This is a genomic window from Scandinavium sp. M-37 (genome assembly GCF_043558715.1).
In the GTDB taxonomy this organism is placed as follows: Bacteria; Pseudomonadota; Gammaproteobacteria; order Enterobacterales; family Enterobacteriaceae; genus Scandinavium; species Scandinavium vulneris_A.
The window spans coordinates 1-21,342 of record NZ_JBIGIN010000029.1 but is presented as its reverse complement, the minus strand read 5'-3'; the positions used below and the strand labels follow the sequence as shown (position 1 = coordinate 21,342).

Below are 21,342 nucleotides of genomic sequence, written 5' to 3'. Positions count from 1 at the left end.
GGGGAGAGGTACTTAATTATTCCCCGACACTCTCCCGCAGTGATTTCACCGGCACCACTTTCACCTGCTTAATCATATTGTCCTGAACGTCGAGAATATCGATATCGTACTGGTTGATTCGCACGCGCGTGCCAATCGCCGGGATCTCTTCCAGTGCTTCCAGAATCACGCCGTTAATGGTGCGGGCCTCGTCTTCCGGGAAATGCCAGTTAAAGGCTTTATTCAATTCACGCACGTTGGCGGTGCCGTCGATAATCACCGAGCCGTCGTTTTGCGGGGTCACTTCTTCTGCCAGCGAAGGGGACATTGACGTGGTGAAATCACCGACAATCTCTTCAAGAATATCTTCCACGGTCACCAGACCTTGAATATCGCCGTACTCGTCGACCACCAGGCCCGCTTTTTTCTTGTTGCGCTGGAATTTCACCAACTGGGTACTGAGGGGCGTTCCTTCCGGCACGTAATAGATTTCATCCGCTGCGCGCAGTAGCACTTCTTTGGTGAACTCTTTTTTCTCAGTCATCAGGCGGTAGGCTTCACGCACGCGCAGCATGCTGATGGTGTCATCCAGCGAGTCGCGATACAGCACAATGCGCCCGTGCGGGGAGTGGGTGAGCTGGCGGACGATTGATTTCCAGTCGTCGTTGATATCAATCCCGACGATTTCATTGCGCGGCACCATAATGTCGTTAACGCTGACCTTTTCCAGATCCAGTACCGACAGCAGCATGTCCTGATTGCGGCGGGAAATTTGCGAGCGCGATTCATTCACGATGGTGCGCAGCTCATCTTTGCTGAGCGCCCCGCTGATCACGTGATCCGTTTTGATGCCCATCATGCGCATCAGAATGCGGGTGATGGCGTTCAGCAACCACACCAGCGGCATCATTAAAATTTGCAATGGTGCGAGCAGGAAGCTGCTCGGATAGGCCACTTTTTCCGGGTACAGCGCGGCAATCGTTTTTGGCAGTACTTCGGCAAAAACCAGCACCACAAAAGTCAGAATACCGGTGGCAATCGCCACGCCCGCATCGCCATACAGGCGCATCCCGACGATAGTGCCCAATGCAGAGGCGAGAATATTCACAAGGTTGTTGCCGATTAACACCAGGCTAATCAGACGGTCAGGCTTACGCAGCAGCTTTTCGACACGTTTTGCGGCGCTGTTGCCCTGTTTGGCCATGTGGCGTAACCGGTAGCGGTTGAGGGTCATCATCCCGGTTTCTGAGCCGGAGAAGTAGGCCGAGATAATGACCATGACCACAAGCGTGATGATAAGCGTTGTGGTTGAGATATGTTCCAAACGGAGATTCCTTTATGTCTTAGCTCGCGAACTGTTGCAGGACACGGCTACCAAAATAGGCCAGCGTCAAAAGTCCTGCGCCTGCCATGTTAAACCAGACCACGCGGCGTCCGCGCCAGCCTTCATGATAATGACCCCATAACAACACGATATAGACGAACCACGCGATAATAGACAGAACCGCTTTGTCGATATTTTCAACGCTGAACAGGTTGTGCAGGTAAAACAGACCGGTGCACAGGGTCAGAGTGAGCAACACAACACCCACCTGGGTGATGTGAAACATTTTACGCTCGATGCTCATCAGCGGCGGCATTTCGCTGCTAAAGGCGAGCTTTTTATTCTTGAGCTGATAGTCAATCCACGCCAGCTGTAGGGCATACAGTGCCGCGATAATCAGCGTCGCGTAAGCAAACAGCGACAGCCCGATGTGCACCATCATGCCCGGGGTCGCTTCCAGATGGGTTATGAACTCATTGGGCATGAAGGTGGCGAAGGCGAGATTGATCAATGCAAAGGCATACACAATCGGCAGCAACAGCCAGCCGCGGTTGCGCGAGGCGACTATCGTCATCACCGTACAGATCATCAGGCTCACCAGCGAACCGACGTTTAACAGGCTCAGATTTTGTCCACTATCACCGCCGGGCAGGATCCGCGCTTCCAGCGCAAATGCATGGCAAATCAGGGCGATGACCGCAGACAAAATAGCCATACGCCGCCAGCCGCTGTTTTTTTGCAGCAGGCCAGGAATGATCAGCGCAAGGCTGATGGAGTAGGCAACAAGCGCGAGCAGGGCAAAAACAGGCATAGAGATGTCGACATTGGCGTGTGATGAAAGAGAAGCAGTATAACGTTACGTGACTCAGGCTCCAACCGTTGCATCACAACTCGTGCGGTGTCGTGTTATACTGCGGCAAAATTCTGTGTATGTGTCGCTGTGGCGACCAAACGTTTCCACCTCAGGCGAGAGACAATGTTTGATAATTTAACCGATCGTTTGTCGCGTTCGCTCCGCAACATCAGCGGGCGCGGACGCCTTACTGAAGACAACATCAAAGACACGCTGCGCGAAGTGCGCATGGCGCTGCTGGAAGCTGACGTCGCGCTGCCTGTCGTCCGTGATTTCATCAACCGTGTTAAAGAGAGCGCGGTAGGCCATGAAGTTAACAAGAGCCTGACGCCGGGCCAGGAGTTCGTCAAAATCGTTCGTCAGGAACTGGTTTCGGCGATGGGCGAAGAGAACCAGGTGCTTAACCTGGCCGCTCAGCCACCGGCGGTGGTGCTGATGGCAGGCTTGCAGGGGGCGGGTAAAACCACCAGCGTCGGTAAACTCGGTAAGTTCCTGCGCGAAAAGCACAAAAAGAAAGTGCTGGTGGTTTCTGCGGACGTTTATCGCCCGGCGGCGATTAAACAGCTGGAAACCCTGGCCGAGCAGGTTGGCGTGGATTTCTTCCCGTCCGACGTTGCGCAGAAGCCGGTCGATATCGTTAACGCGGCGCTGAAAGAAGCGAAGCTGAAATTCTACGATGTGCTGCTGGTGGATACCGCCGGTCGTCTGCACGTCGATGAAGCGATGATGGACGAAATCAAACAGGTTCATGCCGCGATTAATCCGGTCGAAACCCTGTTTGTGGTCGATGCCATGACCGGTCAGGATGCCGCGAACACCGCGAAAGCGTTTAACGAAGCGCTGCCGCTGACCGGGGTTATCCTGACGAAGGTCGATGGTGATGCGCGCGGTGGTGCAGCGCTGTCGATTCGTCACATCACCGGCAAACCGGTGAAATTCCTCGGCGTTGGCGAAAAAACCGATGCGCTGGAGCCGTTCCACCCGGATCGTATCGCCTCCCGTATCCTCGGCATGGGCGACGTGCTGTCGCTTATCGAAGATATCGAGAGCAAAGTTGACCGCGCTCAGGCGGAAAAACTGGCAAACAAACTCAAGAAGGGTGACGGTTTTGACCTCACCGACTTCCTCGAGCAGCTGCGTCAGATGAAAAACATGGGCGGCATGGCGAGCCTGATGGGCAAACTGCCGGGCATGGGCCAAATTCCTGACAACGTGAAAGCGCAGATGGATGACAAGGTGCTGGTGCGTATGGAAGCGATCATCAACTCGATGACCTTCAAAGAGCGCGCCCATCCGGAAATCATCAAAGGTTCACGTAAACGCCGTATCGCGGCGGGTTGCGGGATGCAGGTGCAGGACGTTAACCGTCTTCTGAAACAGTTCGACGACATGCAGCGCATGATGAAGAAAATGAAGAAGGGCGGGATGGCGAAGATGATGCGCGGGATGAAAGGCATGATGCCCCCTGGTTTTCCAGGGCGCTAAATCGCTTTAGAGATTGCTTTTCGCCCAGAAATCAGTAAAATTTTCGGGCTTTTAATATGACACCGGGCTCCGTTCCTCGATGGGGCCCGGTGTTTTATTCACACAAGAGGATGTTATGGTAACTATTCGTTTAGCACGTCACGGCGCAAAAAAGCGTCCGTTCTACCAGGTTGTTGTTACTGACAGCCGTAATGCACGCAACGGTCGCTTCATTGAGCGCGTTGGTTTCTTCAACCCAATCGCATCTGCGTCTGAAGAAGAAACTCGTCTGGATCTGGATCGTATCGCTCACTGGGTTGGCCAGGGCGCTACTGTTTCCGATCGCGTTGCAACGCTGATCAAAGCCGCTAATAAAGCAGCTTAATCTGTCACGGTGGTCATGATGAGCAAGCAACTCGCCGCGAAAGTCCCTGCTGAACCGATCGTGGTTGGCAAATTGGGCTCTTCCTACGGTATTCGTGGTTGGCTCAGAGTGTTTTCCTCCACCGAAGACACCGAAAGCATTTTTGACTATCAGCCCTGGTATATCCAGAAGGCGGGTCAGTGGCAAGTTGTCGAGCTGGAAAGCTGGCGTCACCACAATCAGGACCTGGTTATCAAGCTGAAAGGCGTTGAAGACCGGGATGCAGCGAATCTCATGACAAATTGCGAAATTTTCGTGGATTCCTCGCAGTTGCCTCAGCTCGGAGAGGGTGACTATTACTGGAAAGACCTTATGGGTTGCCAGGTAGTAACCACTGAAGGCTATGACCTCGGTAAAGTCATCGACATGATGGAAACCGGGTCCAATGACGTTCTCGTCATTAAGGCAAACCTGAAAGATGCATTTGGTATCAAGGAGCGGTTGGTTCCGTTCCTCGATGGGCAGGTTATCAAGAAAGTCGATCTCACTACTCAAACCATTGAAGTAGATTGGGATCCTGGTTTTTAAAACCTCCGGATTACCGGTAAAAGACGGCACTATGGGGATTGGCTTGTGTTTATTGGTGTAGTTAGCCTGTTTCCAGAGATGTTTCGCGCGATTACCGACTACGGGGTAACTGGCCGGGCAGTAAAAAATGGCCTGCTGAACATCCAGAGCTGGAGTCCTCGTGACTTCGCCCATGACCGGCACCGTACCGTGGACTCACGTCCTTTCGGCGGCGGACCGGGGATGTTAATGATGGTGCAACCCTTACGGGATGCCATTCATGCAGCAAAAGCCGCGGCAGGTGAAGGCGCAAAGGTGATTTATCTTTCACCTCAGGGACGCAAGCTTGATCAAGCAGGCGTCAGCGAACTGGCGACCAGTGAGAAGTTGATTCTGGTGTGCGGTCGCTACGAAGGGATAGATGAGCGCGTAATCCAAACCGAGATTGACGAAGAATGGTCTATCGGCGATTACGTTCTCAGCGGTGGTGAGTTACCAGCAATGACGCTGATTGACTCCGTCTCCCGGTTCATTCCGGGGGTTCTGGGCCATGAAGCATCCGCAACGGAAGATTCCTTTGCTGATGGGTTGCTGGACTGTCCACACTATACCCGCCCTGAAGTGTTAGAAGGGATGAGTGTCCCGGCAGTATTACTGTCAGGCAACCATGCCGAGATACGTCGCTGGCGTCTGAAGCAGTCGCTGGGCCGGACCTGGCTGAGAAGACCTGAACTTCTGGAAAACCTGGCTCTGACTGAAGAGCAAGTAAGGTTGCTGGCGGAGTTCCAACGGGAACACGCACAACAGCAGCATAAACATGATGGTGAGGCGTAAGCCCCCCAAATATCAGTTTACCCAGGATAAGAGATTAAATTATGAGCAACATTATCAAGCAAATTGAACAAGAGCAGATGAAGCAGGACTTACCTTCCTTCCGTCCGGGCGATACCGTGGAAGTGAAAGTATGGGTTGTTGAAGGTTCCAAAAAACGTCTGCAGGCATTCGAGGGCGTGGTTATCGCTATCCGTAACCGCGGTCTGCACTCTGCATTCACTGTTCGCAAAATTTCCAACGGCGAAGGCGTTGAGCGTGTCTTCCAGACTCACTCTCCAGTTGTTGACAGCATTGCTGTTAAACGCCGTGGTGCCGTTCGTAAAGCTAAACTGTACTACCTGCGTGAGCGTACTGGTAAGTCTGCTCGTATCAAAGAGCGTCTTAACTAAGATTCGCTTAAGCGACATCCAAGTTAAAAAGGGCTGGCCGCAAGGCTGGCCCTTTTTTATGTTTCTGACTTGCCGATTTCTCCTCGATTGTTAACCTTCCGGCTGCAAATCATTTACAATGTCCCCGCTTCGGAGGGCAGATGGCAGACAACAGATTTCATCGCAGCAGCAGTAACCGCCTCGCGGCATGGTTCGCGCTGTTTGCTATGGCGTTGATTATCGTTGCGCCGCTGATTTCCGTTTCCCTACAAAAAGACCCAATGAGCGCTATGCCGGGGATGCATCACGACCTGTCGATGATGGGTGAGCATCATGTCGGACATAGCCCGGCGTCGATGCCAGTCGATCATGCCGAAGCCTGTGGCTATTGCGTATTACTGGCCCATGTGCCGGGATTGCTGCTGGCACTGGTCGTGCTGGTCTGCGCCCTACTGATGCGTCTGCATTTTCGCCTTCCACGGCTGGTGGTGCAGGCGTGGCACTTTTTCCCCTGGCTTTATCCTGATACCCGGGCGCCGCCCACGCTGTCTGCTTTTACCTGCTAACAACATCTGAATGGGCGCTTGAGCGCCACACTCCCTGTTTGCTTTTTAAAAGGAAAAGTATGACCACCTGCACCCCGCGCGCAGCATGGATTAACCTGCTGCGTCGCCTGCATTTCGCCATTGGCCTGTTTGTCGGGCCGTTTATCTTTATCGCGGCGCTGACCGGCACGCTGTACGTTGCCACGCCACAGCTCGAAAATATCATTTATCGTCAGGCGCTGAGCGCTGAAGTTGTCGGCGAATCGCACTCCCTGGCGGAGCAAATCGCCGTCGCAGAAGAGGCGGTCGGCCTGGATTTACCGCTGTACGCCGTGCGCCCATCACTCACGCCGGGCGAAACGACCCGGGTGATGTTCAGTTCGCCTCAACTGGGGGAATCCGAGAGCCGGGCGCTGTTTATCGATCCGGTCACGCTGGCGGTAAAAGGCGATATGACGGTGTATGGCACCAGCGGTATTTTGCCCCTGCGCCAGTGGATTGATTGCGCTCACCGGTCATTGCTATTGGGCAACGTCGGGCGGCTTTACAGCGAGCTGGCCGCGTCGTGGATGTGGATTGCGGCCTGCGGGGGGATTGCGCTATGGTTTTTCACCCGTCCGAAACGGCGGCTCAACAACTCTGTACAGAATAAACGTCGCGTTCACGTCACGTTGGGCTGGTTGCTGCTCGGTGGAATGCTGCTGTTTTCGGTGACCGGGTTGACCTGGTCGCAGTGGGCGGGTGGCAACGTCGATAAACTCCGGGCCGCGTTTAGCTGGCTGACGCCGCAGGTCAACACCCAGTTGAGCGGGCAGGCGAGGAATGAAGACCCGACCGCAGAGCACCACGATAATCATGATGGCATGGCAATGATGATGACCATGCCACTCGATTTAACGCGGTTTGACAGCGTATTGCATCTGGCTCAGCAGTCGGGAATTGATGCCCGTAGGCTGGAGATTCGCCCCCCGAAAAGCAGTGACAGGGCGTGGACGGTGACTGAGATCGACCGCGGCTGGCCAACCCAGGTCGATGCGGTGGCTGTCGATGCCAATACAATGCAGGTTGTGGATCGGACTCGTTTTGTTGATTTTCCACTGATGGCAAAGCTCACGCGCTGGGGCGTCGATTTCCATATGGGTCTGCTGTTTGGCGTGTTGAATCAGCTGGTGCTGATTGCCTTCGGAACCGCGCTGTGCGTGATGATCGTCGTCGGTTACCGGCTGTGGTGGATTCGACGTCCGTCACCGGCAGTGTATAACCCGATGACGACGTTGACGCAGAGCTGGTGTGATTTGTCGCCGGTTGGGCGTGTCGGGACGATTATGGTCTCGGTGACGCTGGGGATCGCAATGCCAGTACTTGGCGGAAGTCTGCTGCTGTTTATCCTCATTGACGTCCTGCGCTGGCGGATGGCCAACGCGGTGTCGTCGGTTCATTCAGCAGAGTGATCAATCAGGGCGCGCTGATCACCACCGTGACGCGACGGTTTTCAGCGCGGCCCTGCGAGGTTTTATTGCTGGCGACCGGATACATTTTACCCAATCCGCGCGTGGTGAGGTTGGTACGCGGAATATGCGCCCCTTCGGCCCACGCGTCGGCAACCTGGTCGGCGCGCTTGAGTGATAATGCTTCGTTGTAACGGTCTTCGCCGTAATTATCGGTGTGCCCGTCCATGCGGGCGTGCATCAGCCCGGTGGCGGCGAGTTTTCTGGCCATGGTCTGGATTTGCTGCCGACTGTCGGTTTTCAGCTGGTAGTTATTGGTATCGAACAGAATTTTATCCGACATCCCTAATGACCAGTCGCCTGCGTTTTCGGTAAATCCCCAGGTTTTCATGGCACTAATTTGTTCCTGAGAGAATTTTCCCTGTGGCGTCTGGCAGCCACTCAGGAGGAGAGCTGCGAGTAACACGGGAGTGGAAAAACGCTTACGCATTCTGAATTCCTTATAATTTAACAAAGTGTCCTGGTTCGCTGATTCTTCATCAGATACATGTTCTTATCGGCTTGTTCCAGCAAACCTTCAACGCTGTCGTGCTCGCTGGTCATGGCGTAGCCGATACTCAGCGTGAACGGTGCGGCGTGACCATTGTGCATATCCATTGCAGTGGTGAATCGCTGCGCCAGCTCGATGCAGATACGTTGAACCTGCAGCTCATCGCTGATATTTGACAGCAACACCGCAAATTCATCCCCGCCCAGGCGGAAGGCGTGATGCCGTTTGCCGCCAAATTCGACCAGCCGCAGCGCGGTCTCGATCAGAACATAATCCCCGGCAGCGTGGCCCCAGGTATCATTAATGACTTTAAAATCATCGCCATCCAGATACAGCAACGCAGAGCCCGCTTTTGCCGCAGGATCGTTCATCAGTGCGTTGATGTGGGAACGGAACGAGGCCCGATTAGGTAGGCCAGTCAACGGGTCGTGCATGGCGGTGCGTAGCAGCTGATCGTTCTTCGCCTGTAATGAACGCTGCCACGCCTCCATTTCATCCAGCAGGCTGTTGAAGTCCTGGGCGAAACGGTGGAATTCTTCAATGCGTTCTTCCGGCACGCGGCGCGCGAAGTTCCGGTTGGTGCGCACGTCATGCGCCACATCGGTTATTTTCTGAAGGGCATCGACCACATCAGAATGTAGATGTCGCGAGATAACCATCGCCGCCGCGGTGGCAAGTAAAACGCAGGTAGTCAGCACACCCAGTGAGGTCCAGATAAAATGCCCAATCAGGCTGTCGCGGGCGCTGAGCCGGATTTGCCCGATCACCTCACCATTATGGATCACCGGTTGGGTGGTGGGTTTTGGAAACAGCCAGTGGCTGACCAGCAGATTAAAGCGGTCGCTGCCGGCATCGCTTTCATATGCCCAGCGCGCAAACAGCTGCTGACGCTTATCAAAAACATCCGCTTCGGCGAATTGCCCCTGTTTGCCCAGCGTGGCGAGGGTATCCGCGGCAGCTGTTTCATCGCCGAAGACCAACGCCGCTTCGATACTGTGGCCCAGAGTGGCCCCGGTCAGTTCGAGGTTTTTTTGGCCGTACTGTTTTAGCGTCACCACCGAGACGACGCTCAGCATTAGCCAGACCAGCATCATGGTAATGACGATGGTGGTCATGTTGATTCGCCGTAAGGTTCTTTTAAACGTTGGGCGCTGCGCGGCTGAGGATCCCTTATTCATATTTTTTATTCCGGGCAAGCATTAATACGTCAGGATTGACCCTGACGCCACTTCTCGAGAGCGCGTCAAGATTGACGGCAAACGTAAGTCGCTGTGATTTCATTTGCAGGCAAAATGCACTGCCAAAACTGCATTCTAAATTTTGCTCAGCAATCGTGAGCAGGGGACGGTTCTGGAAACTATTAATAATTTTCTGCTGGTGTTCCGGCGTTTCACTCCCGAAATAAAGAGCGTCACATTTAGCGGCCAGCGCCTGTTGTTCATTTTCTACGGTGACGGGTAAAAAGGGGCGGGTATGACTTTCCCCATGACTCAGCGCCATAACATAAGCAGAGCTTGAGAAAATACATAGCCTTGGCTTGCCATTAAGTGCGGGCCAGCGGGTATAGCTGACGATACCAGAAACAATATCGCGGACAGCACTTTCCTGTCCGACAGGCGCGGCAAATACCGGCGTTTCAGCCGTCAGGAATACCAGTGCCAACGTCATTTGGCACGCAATATATTGCCACCGGTTGCTCACAAAAGTTCGCCACGCATCCAGAAATGAAACATTCATGTAGATTATATAAAGACTAACATTATTCACAAAGGCCGTCATTCAGGCTCATCATGGTGCTGATGACTCTCGGGGTTTAATTCAGCCTGTTTGATTTCGCGCCTTCATTCATACCGTTTTGCCAGGCCTGGCGAAGTTCGACTGCGTTTTCACGGGTATCGCACCCTTCGGGGTAAATTTTGCCGGAAACACCCCAGCCAAAGAGCAGGTGGGTAGTGCAGATATCTTCCAGCCCTAACCTATAACCTTTCATATACGCGTTATGATCGACTTCAGGAGCGTTAAGGTCCCTCGCCAGTCGTTGGTCACTCCTGGCGACGATCCCGCTGCGGCCGTCGTCCAGGCCTTCACCGTACCAGTCGGTGCCGGTCCAGTGTGGGGAATCGGTGTAGGGATTTAATTGGCATCCGTTTAACACAAGAATTAAAAACGCACACAGGACGGGTTTCATAGGTTCCTCCGAATCAATGCTTTGAGCATAGTGCAGGTGGAATTAATCGCGAGTGGAATATTTTGTTTACATGAAAAAGCGAAATAAATGCGCTAAAAATGGCTTGTGTAAATTATTATTTACGGATTGTGGATTGAAATCTTTACCACGTATGGTATTGTTAGCTCAACCTCACTGAGGAAACCCTTTATCGCAAACGAGCATTACAGGAACGCCATCATGCAAAAAGACGCGCTGAACAACGTACATATCGCCGACGAACATATTCTGATCACCCCTGAAGTGCTGAAAGCGGAATTCCCGCTGACCGTTGAACAGGAAGAACAGATTGCCCAGTCTCGTCAGACCATTTCCGATATTATTGCCGGGCGCGATCCGCGTCTGCTGGTGGTGTGCGGGCCTTGCTCGATCCACGATCCGGAAGCGGCGATTGAATACGCTCACCGTTTCAAAACACTTGCCGCAGAGGTCAGCGATAGCCTCTACCTGGTAATGCGCGTCTACTTTGAAAAACCACGTACAACCGTGGGCTGGAAAGGATTGATCAACGATCCTCACATGGATGGCTCGTTTGACGTTGAAGGCGGGCTGAAAATTGCGCGCCGTCTGCTGGTCGAACTGGTAAGCATGGGCCTGCCGCTGGCGACCGAAGCGCTGGATCCGAACAGCCCGCAATACCTGGGCGATTTGTTCAGCTGGTCCGCTATCGGCGCGCGTACCACCGAATCGCAGACGCACCGCGAGATGGCGTCCGGACTGTCGATGCCGGTTGGTTTTAAAAATGGCACCGATGGTAGCCTGGCAACCGCGATCAATGCCATGCGTGCTGCCGCGATGCCGCACCGTTTTGTCGGCATCAACCAGGCGGGTCAGGTTTGCCTGCTGCAAACCCAGGGTAACCCGGATGGGCATGTGATCCTGCGCGGCGGTAAAGCGCCAAACTACAGTCCGGCAGATGTAGCACAATGCGAAAAAGAGATGGAGCAGGCGGGGCTGAAGCCGTCGCTGATGGTTGATTGCAGTCACGGTAACTCTAACAAAGACTACCGCCGTCAGCCCGCTGTGGCAGAATCTGTTGTGGCACAGATCAAAGATGGTAACCGCTCCATTATTGGTCTGATGATCGAAAGTAATATTCATGAAGGCAATCAGTCTTCCGAGCAGCCACGTTGCGATATGAAGTACGGCGTGTCGGTGACGGATGCCTGCATCAGTTGGGAAACGACGGACGCGTTGCTGCGTGAGCTGGATAAAGATTTGCGTGGCCATCTGGCGGCTCGTCTGGCGTAAGAGGAATTTATGGTTGCTGAACTGACCGCGCTACGCGATCAAATAGATGAAGTAGATAAGGCGCTGCTGGAATTGCTGGCGCGCCGCCTGGAATTGGTGGCTGAAGTCGGCGAAGTCAAAAGCAAGTACGGCCTGCCGATTTACGTCCCTGAACGTGAGGCGTCAATGCTGGCGTCTCGTCGCCAGGAGGCTGCTGCGCTTGGCGTTCCGCCCGATCTTATCGAAGACGTACTGCGTCGGGTGATGCGCGAGTCCTACTCCAGCGAAAATGACAAAGGCTTTAAAACGCTCTGTCCGCAGCTGCGGCCGGTGGTTATCGTCGGTGGTGGCGGGCAGATGGGCCGACTGTTTGAAAAAATGCTGACGTTGTCAGGTTATCAGGTGCGGATCCTCGAGAAAGACGATTGGGCCCGTGCACAAGAGATGGTCGCCGATGCGGGGATGGTTATCGTCAGTGTCCCAATTCATGCGACGGCGCAGATTATTGAGAAGCTACCCGCGCTGCCTGCGGATTGTATTCTGGTCGACCTGGCGTCGGTCAAAGCAGTGCCGTTGCAGGCTATGCTTGCGGCGCACAATGGCCCGGTTCTCGGCCTGCATCCGATGTTCGGTCCCGACAGCGGCAGTCTGGCGAAGCAGGTGGTGGTTTACTGTGACGGCCGCCAGCCGGAAGCCTATCAGTGGTTCCTGGAACAGATTCAAGTCTGGGGGGCGCGTTTGCATCGCATCAGCGCGGTTGAACACGACCAGAACATGGCGTTCATTCAGGCTCTCCGCCACTTTGCGACCTTTGCTTACGGCCTGCATCTGGCAGAAGAGAATGTCCAACTGGAACAACTGCTGGCGCTGTCATCACCGATTTATCGCCTTGAGCTGGCAATGGTAGGGCGATTGTTTGCGCAGGATCCACAGCTTTACGCTGACATCATCATGTCTTCTCAGAGCAACATTGCCCTGATCAAACGCTACTATAAACGGTTTGGTGAGGCGATTGAGCTGCTGGATCAGGGCAATAAACAAGCTTTTATCGACAGTTTCCGCAAGGTCGAACACTGGTTTGGCGATTACGCCCAGCGCTTCCAGAGCGAAAGCCGGACGCTGTTACGCCAGGCTAACGACAGTCGACAATAAAAATAGTGCTTATACTCAAAAGCCAGAGGGGAAACCCGCTGGCTTTTTTTATAGGGAAACGAAAATGGCACAACCCGAAGTTTTGTTCGATTACACCGGTCATTTACCGGAATGCCCAACCTGGAGCGAGGCCGAACAGGCTCTCTATTGGGCCGATATCCTCGAGTGTGAAATTCACCGCTACTGTCTCGCCAGCGGCGAGCATCAGGTCCTGCAGTTTCCCGAAGAGGTAGGCTGTTTTGCGCTCCGGGATAAGGGCGGCTTTATCGTTGCGCTGCGCAGTGCCATTTGGTTGAGCGATCGTCATGGACTGCTGGTGCGAAAAATCTGCGACAATCCAAGCAATCCGCAGCTGGCGCGTTTTAACGACGGCGGTACCGACAGAGACGGGCGTTTCTATGCCGGAACATTTTGGGGGCCGGGTGATTACAACGGCGCGCTGCTGATGCGGGTCGATAATCAGCTCAAACCGAAAGTTATCCAGTGTGATATTCATGGGGCCAACGGGCTGGCCTTTAGCGCGGATAAAAAATGGATGTACACCTCTGATACCCCGAACGGCGTTATCTACCGGACGCCGTTGGGTGAGCAGGGTGAGCCGGGCAAACGGCAGGTCTTCCGCACGTTTAGCGCAGGGGAAGGTATTCCGGACGGCGCAGCGATGGATGAAGAAGGGTGTTACTGGATAGCGATGTTTGACGGTGGCAGGGTGGCGCGCTTCTCGCCTGACGGCCAACAGCTGGCGGAGTATCATTTGCCGGTACGCCGCCCAACGATGGTCTGCTTTGGTGGGCCTGAGATGAAAACGCTGTTTATTACCACCACCCGTGAAAATATGAGCGCCGAAGAGGCGCGTCAATCGCCGCTCTCCGGCGCCATCTTCACCCTGCCTGTTGAGGTGGCAGGGATGAAGAAGTTGCCTTTTATTGAGTCTTAAACCGGGTCAACCGGCACTACGTTTTCGCTTGGATAACAGCCCAGCACTTTCATGGAGCGGGTGATTTCACCCAGCTCCTTGAGGGCTTTTTGCATCGCGGTCGATTCCAGATTGGCCTGTACGTCCAGATAAAACATCTCTTCCCACGGATTACCGTAAATCGGGCGTGACTCCAGCTTAGTCATGATCAAATTATGATTACGCAGTACCAGCAGCGCTTCTACCAGCGCACCGGCCTGCTGTCCGGTGGCGATCAGCAGGGTGGTTTTCGCCGGAACCTGATCGGAGACGTTAATCGCTTTCCGGGCCAGCACGATGAAACGGGTGATGTTCTGTGTCTGGTTTGCCAGATTGCGCTCCAGAACCTGTAGCCCATACAGCCCGCCTCCGGCTTCGCTGCCGAGAGCGGCAACGTGGGGCGAATTCGCTTCGGCCACTTTTTCCATCGCCGCAGAGGTACTTTCGGTGTATTCGATTTTCCAGTGCGGATAGCGGTTCAGGAATTGGCTGCACTGCTGGAAGGGTTGTGGATGGCTGTAGACGGTTTCGATGTTATCCAGGCTGGTTGAGCCGGAAACCAGCACGCAGTGATCGATAGGGACCGTCATCTCGCCGACAATCGACAGGCTGGTGTGCTGCAACAGATCGTAGACGTCGTTGATGGCACCGGAGCTGGTATTTTCAATCGGCACCACCGCGTAATCGGCTTGTCCGGTTTCGACCTGATTAAAGATATCGGCGAATTTGGCGCATCCGCTTTCGATAAATTGCTCGAAATGGCGGGCGGCATACTGACGTGCGGCGAGGTGGGAGTAAGAACCTTTCGGACCAAGAAATGCCACCCGGGCGGAATGCGGATTGATTTTGTTCAGATGCTGCTGGAGCAACGCCTGCTGGGTCAAAACGGAATCTTCAATAATCAGCTGAAACAGGCGAGTGATGTAGTGCGCATCAAGATGGTGGCTTTTACCCAAGGCAATCAGGCGTTCCAGCAGGTCGCGTTCGCGGTCGATATCGCGGACAGGGCGATGCGACAGCAGTTTCGCTTTGCCCACTTCTACTGCCAGCCCACGACGCTCGGCCAGCAGCGAGAGCAACTTTTCATCCAGCGCGCTTATTTTGTCGCGCAGAGCAAGTAACGGGTTTTCCGCAGTCATAATGTCGCCTTTCTTGTTATCAATAAAAAAGGCCCCCCGGTGTGGGAGGCCTTATTGTTCGTCTTCGCATTCTTTATCACACGACGAAACGCCTCCCAATCAGGGGAAGGTAAAAAAGAATGCGAAGAAGAACAGGACAGTTTTCATCAGGATTTCCTTGGAAGTACGCAGTTAAAGTAACCGTACTGTTTTCATGCTGTCAACCGCAAAAACGTTCGGGCACAAAAAACGCGCCCGAAGGCGCGTTGGATTAACACAGTTGATAAGGATTACTCTTGTTCAACGAAGTTGACGTCTTTCACCGATGCGTTGGCGCGACGTGCTTCCCCTTTGTGTTGCACTTTATTGAGCTGCCTTTCCAGCTTGTTGATCAATTCGTTAATGGCAGTGTACATATCTTCATGACGCGCGCTGGCAACCAGATGACCGTTAGGTGTGTGCATGGTGGCGTCGGCTACAAAACCCTGCGGCTCCTTAGACAGAATGATGTGTGGGTTAATCAGATGAGTTTGCCATTTTTCAAGTTTGGTGAGACGGTCTGCGACGTGCTGGCGGATAGCCGGAGTAATTTCCATTTGTTTACTGGTAATGTTCATTGTCATAAATTTTACCTCTTGTCTTTCCCGTCTTGGTGATTCCAGCATACCGTTCTCAATGTCAAAATGTGTGATGTAAATCACGTTATTTTGTCACTTTTTGTCAGTCAACGTATTTTGTGAGGCAGGACAGGAACAGGGGATTTAATACTTGAGGAATGCGAAAAAGAGGGCCATAGTTGATGGGATGACTGGGCGCTAAACCGCTTCAGCGCTGTAACGAATGCCAAAAAAAACGGCAGCCTTTTTGGGGCTGCCGTTTTCGTTATCAGGAACGCTTAGCTACTGGTCTTGCTGCCGTTGGCGGCGATGATTTTCGCCACTTTATCAGCCTGCGCGTTCATCTGCATTTCGCGGTAGGCTTTTTCCATCTTCGGCAGTGCATCGCGGGTGGCCTGCGTGTCCGGGAAGTCACGGAGCATACCTTCAACACGGTTAACGACCGCTACCCATGCCCCACGATCGGTGTAGTAATCCACCACTGACAGCTCATACTTCGCCAGGCGATCCTTCAGGAACACCATGCGTTTGTAGGCGTCAGATGAGTACTGGCTTTGCGGGTAGCCGCGAACCAGTTTGGAGAAGTCATTGAATGCGTCACGGGCGTGTTGCGGATCGCGGTCAGAACGGTCAACGCCAAAGAAGCCTTGCAGCGCACTGTCATCCAGAGCCATGTTGGTCAGGCCACGCATATAGATGACATAGTCAATGTTTGGGTGAGTCGGGTTGAGACGCATGAAGCGGTCGATAGCAGCCTGAGCCAGTGGCAGATCGGCGTTTTTGTAGTACGCATAAATCAAATCAAGCTGAACCTGCTGAGAATACGGGCCAAACGGATAGCGGTTATCGAGCGCTTCCAGTTGCGTTATCGCCTGTTTCCAGTTACCGTCCTGCAACTTTTGTTGAGCAGTCGCGTAGATTTCATTTGGCGGGTTATCAGGCACCTCTTCCTTTGAACCGGAGCAACCCGCCAAAGCCAGGCTCAGTGTGGCAAGGGCCACCAGGTATTTCATGCGCGTCATGACGTTTTGACTTTCCTCAGAATGTTTATGCGGGAGATTATCGTTCCTGCTCCCGATTAAGACCAGCTACAATAGCACACTATATTATACGGCGAAGCCGTAAAACCCAACGTTAAACGAAGAAGCTGTTTATGGCACAACAAGTACAACTCACCGCAACGGTATCCGAAAAACAACTCGGTCAACGCTTAGATCAGGCTTTGGCCGAAATGTTCCCGGATTATTCGCGTTCGCGTATAAAAGAATGGATCCTTGACCAGCGAGTGCAGGTCAATGGCGTCATTTGTGACAAGCCAAAAGAGAAAGTGTTGGGGGGAGAACGTGTCGCCATCAACGCTGAAATCGAAGAAGAAGCACGCTTCGAGCCACAGGATATCCCGCTGACCATCGTGTATGAGGATGACGACATTATCGTTATCAACAAACCGCGTGACCTGGTGGTGCATCCGGGCGCAGGGAATCCTGACGGGACTATCCTCAATGCTTTGCTGCATTACTATCCACCGATTGTCGATGTGCCACGTGCGGGGATTGTTCACCGTCTGGATAAAGACACTACCGGTCTGATGGTGGTGGCTAAAACTGTTCCGGCGCAAACGCGTCTGGTTGAAGCGCTGCAGCTGCGTGAAATTACCCGTGAATATGAAGCCGTGGCGATTGGTCACATGACGTCGGGCGGAACGGTGGAAGAACCGATCAGTCGCCATCCGACCAAGCGTACCCACATGTCCGTTCACCCAATGGGGAAACCGGCTGTGACGCACTATCGCATTATGGAACATTTCCGTGTGCACACGCGTTTGCGCCTGCGTCTGGAAACCGGACGTACGCACCAAATCCGCGTGCACATGGCCCATATTACCCATCCGCTGGTGGGCGATCAGCTTTATGGTGGCCGTCCGCGTCCGCCAAAAGGGGCATCGGAAGAGTTCATCACCGAACTGCGTAAATTCGACCGTCAGGCGCTGCATGCGACTATGCTTCGTCTGTATCACCCGATTACCGGGATCCAGATGGAATGGCATGCGCCTATCCCTCAGGATATGGTCGATCTTATTGCTGCGATGCGCGCCGATTTCGAAGAACACAAGGATGATGTTGCCTGGCTATGACCAAGATTATTGTTCCCCAGTGGCCGATGCCTGAGGGTGTCGGCGCGTGCAGTTCCACGCGTGTGGGCGGTGTGAGTGCATCGCCCTGGGATTCTCTCAATCTCGGCGCCCACTGTGGCGATAATCTGCAACATGTAGAAGAGAACCGCCGTCGTTTCTATGAAGCGGCGGCGTTTCCTTCGCGTCCGGTCTGGCTTGAGCAGGTTCACGGGAATGCGGTTTTGACCTTGACCGGCGGCGAATATGTCTCCAAAAAGGCAGATGCGTCCTACAGCAATCAGCCTGGTCTGGTGTGTGCCGTAATGACCGCCGACTGTTTGCCGGTGCTGTTTTGCAATAAAGCGGGAACCGAAGTCGCTGCTGCACATGCTGGTTGGCGCGGGCTGTGTGATGGCGTTCTGGAACAAACCGTCGCTCATTTCCAGGATAAACCAGAAAACATTTTGGCCTGGCTTGGTCCGGCGATTGGTCCTCAGGCATTTGAAGTTGGTCCGGAAGTCCGTGAGGCTTTCATGGCCAAAGATACACAAGCTGATAGTGCTTTCCGTCCGGTTGGCGAAAAATACTTCGCTGATATCTATCAGTTAGCCCGTCAGCGTCTGGCAAATGTCGGCGTTAATCAGGTGTTCGGCGGTGAACGCTGTACGCTAAGCGAAAAGGATGATTTTTTCTCTTATCGACGCGATCGGACCACCGGTCGTATGGCAAGTTTCATTTGGCTGATATAACCTAAAGAATCAAGACGATCCAGAAGGCTGACATATTTTTCACATAGTTCAGGTCTCTAACCTTGAATAATTGAGGGATGACCTCATTTAATCTCCAGTAGCAAAATTGACCTGTTATGGGAGGAGTTATGCGTCTGGATCGTCTTACCAATAAATTCCAGCTTGCTCTCGCCGATGCCCAGTCTCTTGCACTCGGGCACGACAACCAATTCATCGAACCTCTTCATTTAATGAGTGCACTTCTGAATCAGGAAGGGGGATCGGTACGTCCTTTATTAACCTCTGCTGGCGTGAATGCCGGGCAGTTACGCACAGCCATCGATCAGGCATTGAGCCGTTTACCGCAGGTGGAAGGCACCGGTGGTGACGTTCAGCCGTCTCAGGATCTGGTGCGCGTGCTGAATCTTTGCGACAAGCTGGCGCAAAAACGAAATGACAACTTTATCTCGTCAGAACTGTTTGTTCTGGCGGCGCTTGAATCACGCGGCACGCTGACCGACCTGCTGAAAACTGCCGGAGCAACAACCGCCAATGTGACTCAGGCGATTGAACAAATGCGCGGAGGTGACAGCGTGAACGATCAGGGAGCCGAAGACCAACGTCAGGCTTTGAAAAAATATACGCTCGATCTGACCGAACGCGCCGAGCAGGGCAAACTTGACCCGGTGATCGGTCGTGACGAAGAGATTCGCCGTACCATTCAGGTATTGCAGCGTCGCACCAAAAATAACCCGGTGCTGATCGGTGAACCTGGCGTCGGGAAAACGGCGATAGTCGAAGGGCTGGCACAGCGAATTGTGAATGGTGAAGTGCCTGAAGGGCTGAAAGGCCGTCGGGTGCTGGCGCTGGATATGGGCGCGCTGGTGGCAGGGGCCAAATATCGTGGGGAATTTGAAGAACGTCTGAAAGGCGTGCTCAACGATTTGGCGAAACAGGAAGGCAACGTCATTCTGTTTATCGATGAGCTGCACACTATGGTCGGGGCGGGGAAAGCGGACGGCGCGATGGACGCCGGGAACATGCTTAAGCCAGCGCTGGCCCGCGGTGAACTGCACTGCGTCGGGGCGACAACGCTTGATGAATACCGTCAGTACATCGAGAAAGACGCCGCGCTGGAACGTCGATTCCAGAAAGTATTTGTCGCTGAGCCATCAGTCGAAGATACCATTGCGATATTACGTGGCCTGAAAGAGCGTTATGAATTGCACCACCATGTGCAGATAACCGATCCGGCGATTGTTGCTGCGGCGACGTTATCACATCGTTATATTGCTGACCGACAACTGCCGGATAAAGCCATTGACCTGATAGATGAGGCGGCATCCAGCATTCGTATGCAGATAGACTCGAAGCCGGAAGAACTGGACCGACTCGAGCGGCGTATCATTCAGCTCAAGCTTGAACAGCAGGCGCTGAAAAAAGAGTCGGACGAAGCCAGCCTTAAACGTCTGGATATGCTTAATGAAGAACTGGACGACAAAGAACGTCAGTATTCTGAGCTGGAAGAAGAGTGGAAAGCAGAGAAAGCCTCGCTGTCCGGAACGCAAACTATTAAAGCAGAGCTTGAGCAAGCGAAAATTGCTATCGAGCAGGCACGCCGCGTGGGTGATTTGGCGCGGATGTCTGAGCTGCAATACGGCAAAATTCCTGAACTGGAAAAACAGCTCACTGTGGCGACCCAGTCTGAAGGCAAAACCATGCGTCTGCTGCGTAACCGCGTAACTGACGTCGAAATTGCTGACGTGCTGGCACGCTGGACCGGTATTCCTGTCGCCAGAATGTTGGAAGGCGAGCGTGACAAACTGCTGCGGATGGAGCAACAGTTGCACAGCCGAGTGATTGGACAGAATGAAGCGGTAGAAGCTGTATCGAATGCGATTCGTCGAAGCCGTGCTGGATTGTCGGATCCCAATCGTCCGATTGGTTCGTTCCTGTTCCTCGGGCCGACCGGTGTCGGGAAAACCGAACTCTGTAAGGCGTTGGCTAACTTTATGTTCGACAGCGACGATGCGATGGTGCGTATCGATATGTCCGAGTTTATGGAAAAACACTCGGTCTCTCGTCTGGTCGGTGCGCCTCCGGGATACGTCGGTTATGAAGAGGGCGGTTATCTGACCGAAGCCGTTCGCCGTCGTCCGTATTCGGTGATTCTGCTTGATGAAGTTGAGAAGGCACACCCGGATGTGTTCAACATCTTATTGCAGGTGCTGGATGATGGTCGTCTGACGGACGGGCAGGGGAGAACGGTCGATTTCCGCAATACGGTGGTTATCATGACCTCCAACCTCGGTTCTGATTTGATTCAGGAACGTTTCGGCGAACTGGACTATGGACACATGAAGGATTTGGTGATGGGCGTTGTCAGCCACAGCTTCCGTCCAGAGTTCATCAACCGTATAGATGAAGTCGTGGTCTTCCATCCGTTGGGTGAGCAACATATCGCCTCGATTGCGAAGATCCAGCTTCAGCGTTTGTACCAGCGTCTCGAAGAGCGCGGCTATGACGTGCATATAGAAGATGATGCGCTGAAGCTGTTAAGCGAAAACGGCTACGACCCAGTGTACGGGGCGCGTCCTCTGAAACGTGCTATCCAGCAGCAGATTGAAAACCCGCTGGCGCAGCAAATCCTTTCTGGTGAGCTGATTCCTGGGAAAACGATCCGTCTGATGGTCAAAGATGACCGCATCGTGGCAGTGCAGTAAGTCACAAAAAAGCAAAAACGGGCCCTCAGGGGCTCGTTTTTGTTTAAAAACCAGGCGAATATTTGCCTTTTATTGATGTTTTGTATGAATGGTGAGCGGTCGGAAAGTTTTTTTGAATTTAGACTTGCCGTCTCAGAATAACTCCCTATAATGCGCCTCCACTGACACGGAACAACGGCAAGC

Annotated in this window: 23 protein-coding genes and 1 other annotated feature; of the genes, 13 read left to right on the top strand and 10 right to left on the bottom strand. The window is 53.5% G+C overall.

Going from position 1 to position 21,342, the window contains the following annotated elements:
- Window positions 1–16 precede the first annotated feature (16 nt).
- Window positions 17–1,303 (bottom strand): HlyC/CorC family transporter, encoded by a 1,287-nt coding sequence (locus tag ACG0Z5_RS18340; RefSeq protein WP_319629041.1) that lies wholly within the window; start codon window positions 1,301–1,303, stop codon window positions 17–19.
- Between the two features lie 19 nt (window positions 1,304–1,322).
- On the bottom strand, window positions 1,323–2,114 hold the full coding sequence (locus ACG0Z5_RS18335) for an inner membrane protein YpjD (protein ID WP_394449987.1): 792 nt from the start codon (window positions 2,112–2,114) through the stop codon (window positions 1,323–1,325).
- Between the two features lie 165 nt (window positions 2,115–2,279).
- On the opposite strand from ACG0Z5_RS18335, the gene ffh reads away from it, so the two are divergent.
- From ffh to ACG0Z5_RS18300, 7 genes are all read left to right on the top strand, one after another.
- Window positions 2,280–3,641 (top strand): signal recognition particle protein, encoded by a 1,362-nt coding sequence (gene ffh, locus ACG0Z5_RS18330; protein WP_394449985.1) that lies wholly within the window; start codon window positions 2,280–2,282, stop codon window positions 3,639–3,641.
- A gap of 115 nt (window positions 3,642–3,756) precedes the next feature.
- Complete coding sequence (gene rpsP, locus ACG0Z5_RS18325; protein ID WP_394449983.1) at window positions 3,757–4,005, top strand: 30S ribosomal protein S16; 249 nt, start codon at window positions 3,757–3,759, stop codon at window positions 4,003–4,005.
- A gap of 18 nt (window positions 4,006–4,023) precedes the next feature.
- Window positions 4,024–4,572, top strand: coding sequence for a ribosome maturation factor RimM (gene rimM / locus ACG0Z5_RS18320; protein ID WP_394449981.1), 549 nt, complete (start codon window positions 4,024–4,026; stop codon window positions 4,570–4,572).
- Window positions 4,573–4,617: 45 nt separating this feature from the next.
- Window positions 4,618–5,385 carry a tRNA (guanosine(37)-N1)-methyltransferase TrmD gene (gene trmD, locus ACG0Z5_RS18315; protein ID WP_319786403.1) on the top strand — a complete coding sequence of 256 codons (768 nt, stop codon included), beginning with the start codon at window positions 4,618–4,620 and terminating at the stop codon, window positions 5,383–5,385.
- Between the two features lie 41 nt (window positions 5,386–5,426).
- A complete protein-coding gene (rplS, locus tag ACG0Z5_RS18310; RefSeq protein ID WP_319629035.1) occupies window positions 5,427–5,774 on the top strand; it encodes a 50S ribosomal protein L19 in 348 nt (115 codons plus the stop codon).
- A 140-nt stretch (window positions 5,775–5,914) separates the two neighbouring features.
- Window positions 5,915–6,319, top strand: coding sequence for a DUF2946 domain-containing protein (locus tag ACG0Z5_RS18305; RefSeq protein ID WP_394449978.1), 405 nt, complete (start codon window positions 5,915–5,917; stop codon window positions 6,317–6,319).
- A gap of 59 nt (window positions 6,320–6,378) precedes the next feature.
- A complete protein-coding gene (locus ACG0Z5_RS18300) occupies window positions 6,379–7,749 on the top strand; it encodes a PepSY-associated TM helix domain-containing protein (protein WP_394449976.1) in 1,371 nt (456 codons plus the stop codon).
- Window positions 7,750–7,753: 4 nt separating this feature from the next.
- Here the strand turns inward: ACG0Z5_RS18300 and ACG0Z5_RS18295 are convergent, their stop codons facing one another.
- From ACG0Z5_RS18295 to ACG0Z5_RS18280, 4 genes are all read right to left on the bottom strand, one after another.
- Window positions 7,754–8,236, bottom strand: coding sequence for an OmpA family protein (locus tag ACG0Z5_RS18295; protein ID WP_394449974.1), 483 nt, complete (start codon window positions 8,234–8,236; stop codon window positions 7,754–7,756).
- A gap of 17 nt (window positions 8,237–8,253) precedes the next feature.
- Window positions 8,254–9,474 carry a diguanylate cyclase DgcN gene (gene dgcN, locus ACG0Z5_RS18290; protein WP_394449972.1) on the bottom strand — a complete coding sequence of 407 codons (1,221 nt, stop codon included), beginning with the start codon at window positions 9,472–9,474 and terminating at the stop codon, window positions 8,254–8,256.
- Window positions 9,467–9,964 carry a YfiR family protein gene (locus tag ACG0Z5_RS18285; protein ID WP_394450030.1) on the bottom strand — a complete coding sequence of 166 codons (498 nt, stop codon included), beginning with the start codon at window positions 9,962–9,964 and terminating at the stop codon, window positions 9,467–9,469. Before ACG0Z5_RS18285 ends, dgcN begins: the two co-directional genes overlap by 8 nt.
- Before the next feature lie 145 nt (window positions 9,965–10,109).
- Complete coding sequence (locus ACG0Z5_RS18280; protein ID WP_394449970.1) at window positions 10,110–10,484, bottom strand: DUF2799 domain-containing protein; 375 nt, start codon at window positions 10,482–10,484, stop codon at window positions 10,110–10,112.
- 219 nt (window positions 10,485–10,703) lie between these two features.
- On the opposite strand from ACG0Z5_RS18280, the gene aroF reads away from it, so the two are divergent.
- The 3 genes from aroF (at window position 10,704) to ACG0Z5_RS18265 (ending at window position 13,842) form a co-directional block, all read left to right on the top strand.
- The gene (gene aroF, locus ACG0Z5_RS18275; protein WP_319629028.1) at window positions 10,704–11,774 is read left to right on the top strand and encodes a 3-deoxy-7-phosphoheptulonate synthase AroF; all 1,071 of its coding nucleotides are present in this window, start codon (window positions 10,704–10,706) and stop codon (window positions 11,772–11,774) included.
- 9 nt (window positions 11,775–11,783) lie between these two features.
- Entirely contained in the window at window positions 11,784–12,905 is a 1,122-nt protein-coding gene (gene tyrA, locus ACG0Z5_RS18270; RefSeq protein WP_394449967.1) for a bifunctional chorismate mutase/prephenate dehydrogenase, read from the top strand.
- Between the two features lie 64 nt (window positions 12,906–12,969).
- Entirely contained in the window at window positions 12,970–13,842 is an 873-nt protein-coding gene (locus ACG0Z5_RS18265) for an SMP-30/gluconolactonase/LRE family protein (RefSeq protein ID WP_394449965.1), read from the top strand.
- On the opposite strand, the gene pheA is transcribed toward ACG0Z5_RS18265, so the two are convergent.
- The 4 genes from pheA to bamD form a co-directional block, all read right to left on the bottom strand.
- Window positions 13,839–14,999 (bottom strand): bifunctional chorismate mutase/prephenate dehydratase, encoded by a 1,161-nt coding sequence (pheA, locus tag ACG0Z5_RS18260; RefSeq protein ID WP_319629025.1) that lies wholly within the window; start codon window positions 14,997–14,999, stop codon window positions 13,839–13,841. The two genes, ACG0Z5_RS18265 and pheA, sit on opposite strands and share 4 nt — an antisense overlap.
- Window positions 15,000–15,021: 22 nt before the next feature.
- Window positions 15,022–15,147, bottom strand: a sequence feature (Phe leader region).
- A complete protein-coding gene (pheL, locus tag ACG0Z5_RS18255; protein WP_394450028.1) occupies window positions 15,099–15,146 on the bottom strand; it encodes a pheA operon leader peptide PheL in 48 nt (15 codons plus the stop codon). (Overlaps the previous feature by 48 nt.)
- Before the next feature lie 121 nt (window positions 15,148–15,268).
- Complete coding sequence (gene raiA / locus ACG0Z5_RS18250; RefSeq protein ID WP_319629024.1) at window positions 15,269–15,601, bottom strand: ribosome-associated translation inhibitor RaiA; 333 nt, start codon at window positions 15,599–15,601, stop codon at window positions 15,269–15,271.
- Window positions 15,602–15,873: 272 nt separating this feature from the next.
- Window positions 15,874–16,617, bottom strand: a complete 744-nt coding sequence (bamD, locus tag ACG0Z5_RS18245) for an outer membrane protein assembly factor BamD (RefSeq protein WP_394449963.1) — start codon at window positions 16,615–16,617, stop codon at window positions 15,874–15,876.
- A 131-nt stretch (window positions 16,618–16,748) separates the two neighbouring features.
- On the opposite strand from bamD, the gene rluD reads away from it, so the two are divergent.
- The 3 genes from rluD (at window position 16,749) to clpB (ending at window position 21,159) form a co-directional block, all read left to right on the top strand.
- Window positions 16,749–17,729: a 23S rRNA pseudouridine(1911/1915/1917) synthase RluD gene (gene rluD / locus ACG0Z5_RS18240; RefSeq protein ID WP_319629022.1), complete on the top strand. Its 981-nt coding sequence runs from the start codon at window positions 16,749–16,751 to the stop codon at window positions 17,727–17,729.
- Window positions 17,726–18,457 carry a purine nucleoside phosphorylase YfiH gene (gene yfiH / locus ACG0Z5_RS18235; RefSeq protein WP_394449960.1) on the top strand — a complete coding sequence of 244 codons (732 nt, stop codon included), beginning with the start codon at window positions 17,726–17,728 and terminating at the stop codon, window positions 18,455–18,457. The genes rluD and yfiH overlap by 4 nt, the downstream gene beginning before the upstream one ends.
- Window positions 18,458–18,585: 128 nt before the next feature.
- Complete coding sequence (gene clpB / locus ACG0Z5_RS18230) at window positions 18,586–21,159, top strand: ATP-dependent chaperone ClpB (RefSeq protein WP_394449958.1); 2,574 nt, start codon at window positions 18,586–18,588, stop codon at window positions 21,157–21,159.
- Window positions 21,160–21,342 lie beyond the last annotated feature (183 nt).

Coding starts and splice junctions, on each gene's coding strand:
- ACG0Z5_RS18335 (WP_394449987.1), bottom strand. CDS start 2,114: ATGCCTGTTTTTGCCCTGCTCGCGCTTGTTGCCTACTCCATCAGCCTT.
- ffh (WP_394449985.1), top strand. CDS start 2,280: ATGTTTGATAATTTAACCGATCGTTTGTCGCGTTCGCTCCGCAACATC.
- rpsP (WP_394449983.1), top strand. CDS start 3,757: ATGGTAACTATTCGTTTAGCACGTCACGGCGCAAAAAAGCGTCCGTTC.
- rimM (WP_394449981.1), top strand. CDS start 4,024: ATGAGCAAGCAACTCGCCGCGAAAGTCCCTGCTGAACCGATCGTGGTT.
- rplS (WP_319629035.1), top strand. CDS start 5,427: ATGAGCAACATTATCAAGCAAATTGAACAAGAGCAGATGAAGCAGGAC.
- ACG0Z5_RS18305 (WP_394449978.1), top strand. CDS start 5,915: ATGGCAGACAACAGATTTCATCGCAGCAGCAGTAACCGCCTCGCGGCA.
- ACG0Z5_RS18300 (WP_394449976.1), top strand. CDS start 6,379: ATGACCACCTGCACCCCGCGCGCAGCATGGATTAACCTGCTGCGTCGC.
- ACG0Z5_RS18295 (WP_394449974.1), bottom strand. CDS start 8,236: ATGCGTAAGCGTTTTTCCACTCCCGTGTTACTCGCAGCTCTCCTCCTG.
- dgcN (WP_394449972.1), bottom strand. CDS start 9,474: ATGAATAAGGGATCCTCAGCCGCGCAGCGCCCAACGTTTAAAAGAACC.
- ACG0Z5_RS18285 (WP_394450030.1), bottom strand. CDS start 9,964: ATGACGTTGGCACTGGTATTCCTGACGGCTGAAACGCCGGTATTTGCC.
- ACG0Z5_RS18280 (WP_394449970.1), bottom strand. CDS start 10,484: ATGAAACCCGTCCTGTGTGCGTTTTTAATTCTTGTGTTAAACGGATGC.
- aroF (WP_319629028.1), top strand. CDS start 10,704: ATGCAAAAAGACGCGCTGAACAACGTACATATCGCCGACGAACATATT.
- tyrA (WP_394449967.1), top strand. CDS start 11,784: ATGGTTGCTGAACTGACCGCGCTACGCGATCAAATAGATGAAGTAGAT.
- ACG0Z5_RS18265 (WP_394449965.1), top strand. CDS start 12,970: ATGGCACAACCCGAAGTTTTGTTCGATTACACCGGTCATTTACCGGAA.
- pheA (WP_319629025.1), bottom strand. CDS start 14,999: ATGACTGCGGAAAACCCGTTACTTGCTCTGCGCGACAAAATAAGCGCG.
- raiA (WP_319629024.1), bottom strand. CDS start 15,601: ATGACAATGAACATTACCAGTAAACAAATGGAAATTACTCCGGCTATC.
- bamD (WP_394449963.1), bottom strand. CDS start 16,617: ATGACGCGCATGAAATACCTGGTGGCCCTTGCCACACTGAGCCTGGCT.
- rluD (WP_319629022.1), top strand. CDS start 16,749: ATGGCACAACAAGTACAACTCACCGCAACGGTATCCGAAAAACAACTC.
- yfiH (WP_394449960.1), top strand. CDS start 17,726: ATGACCAAGATTATTGTTCCCCAGTGGCCGATGCCTGAGGGTGTCGGC.
- clpB (WP_394449958.1), top strand. CDS start 18,586: ATGCGTCTGGATCGTCTTACCAATAAATTCCAGCTTGCTCTCGCCGAT.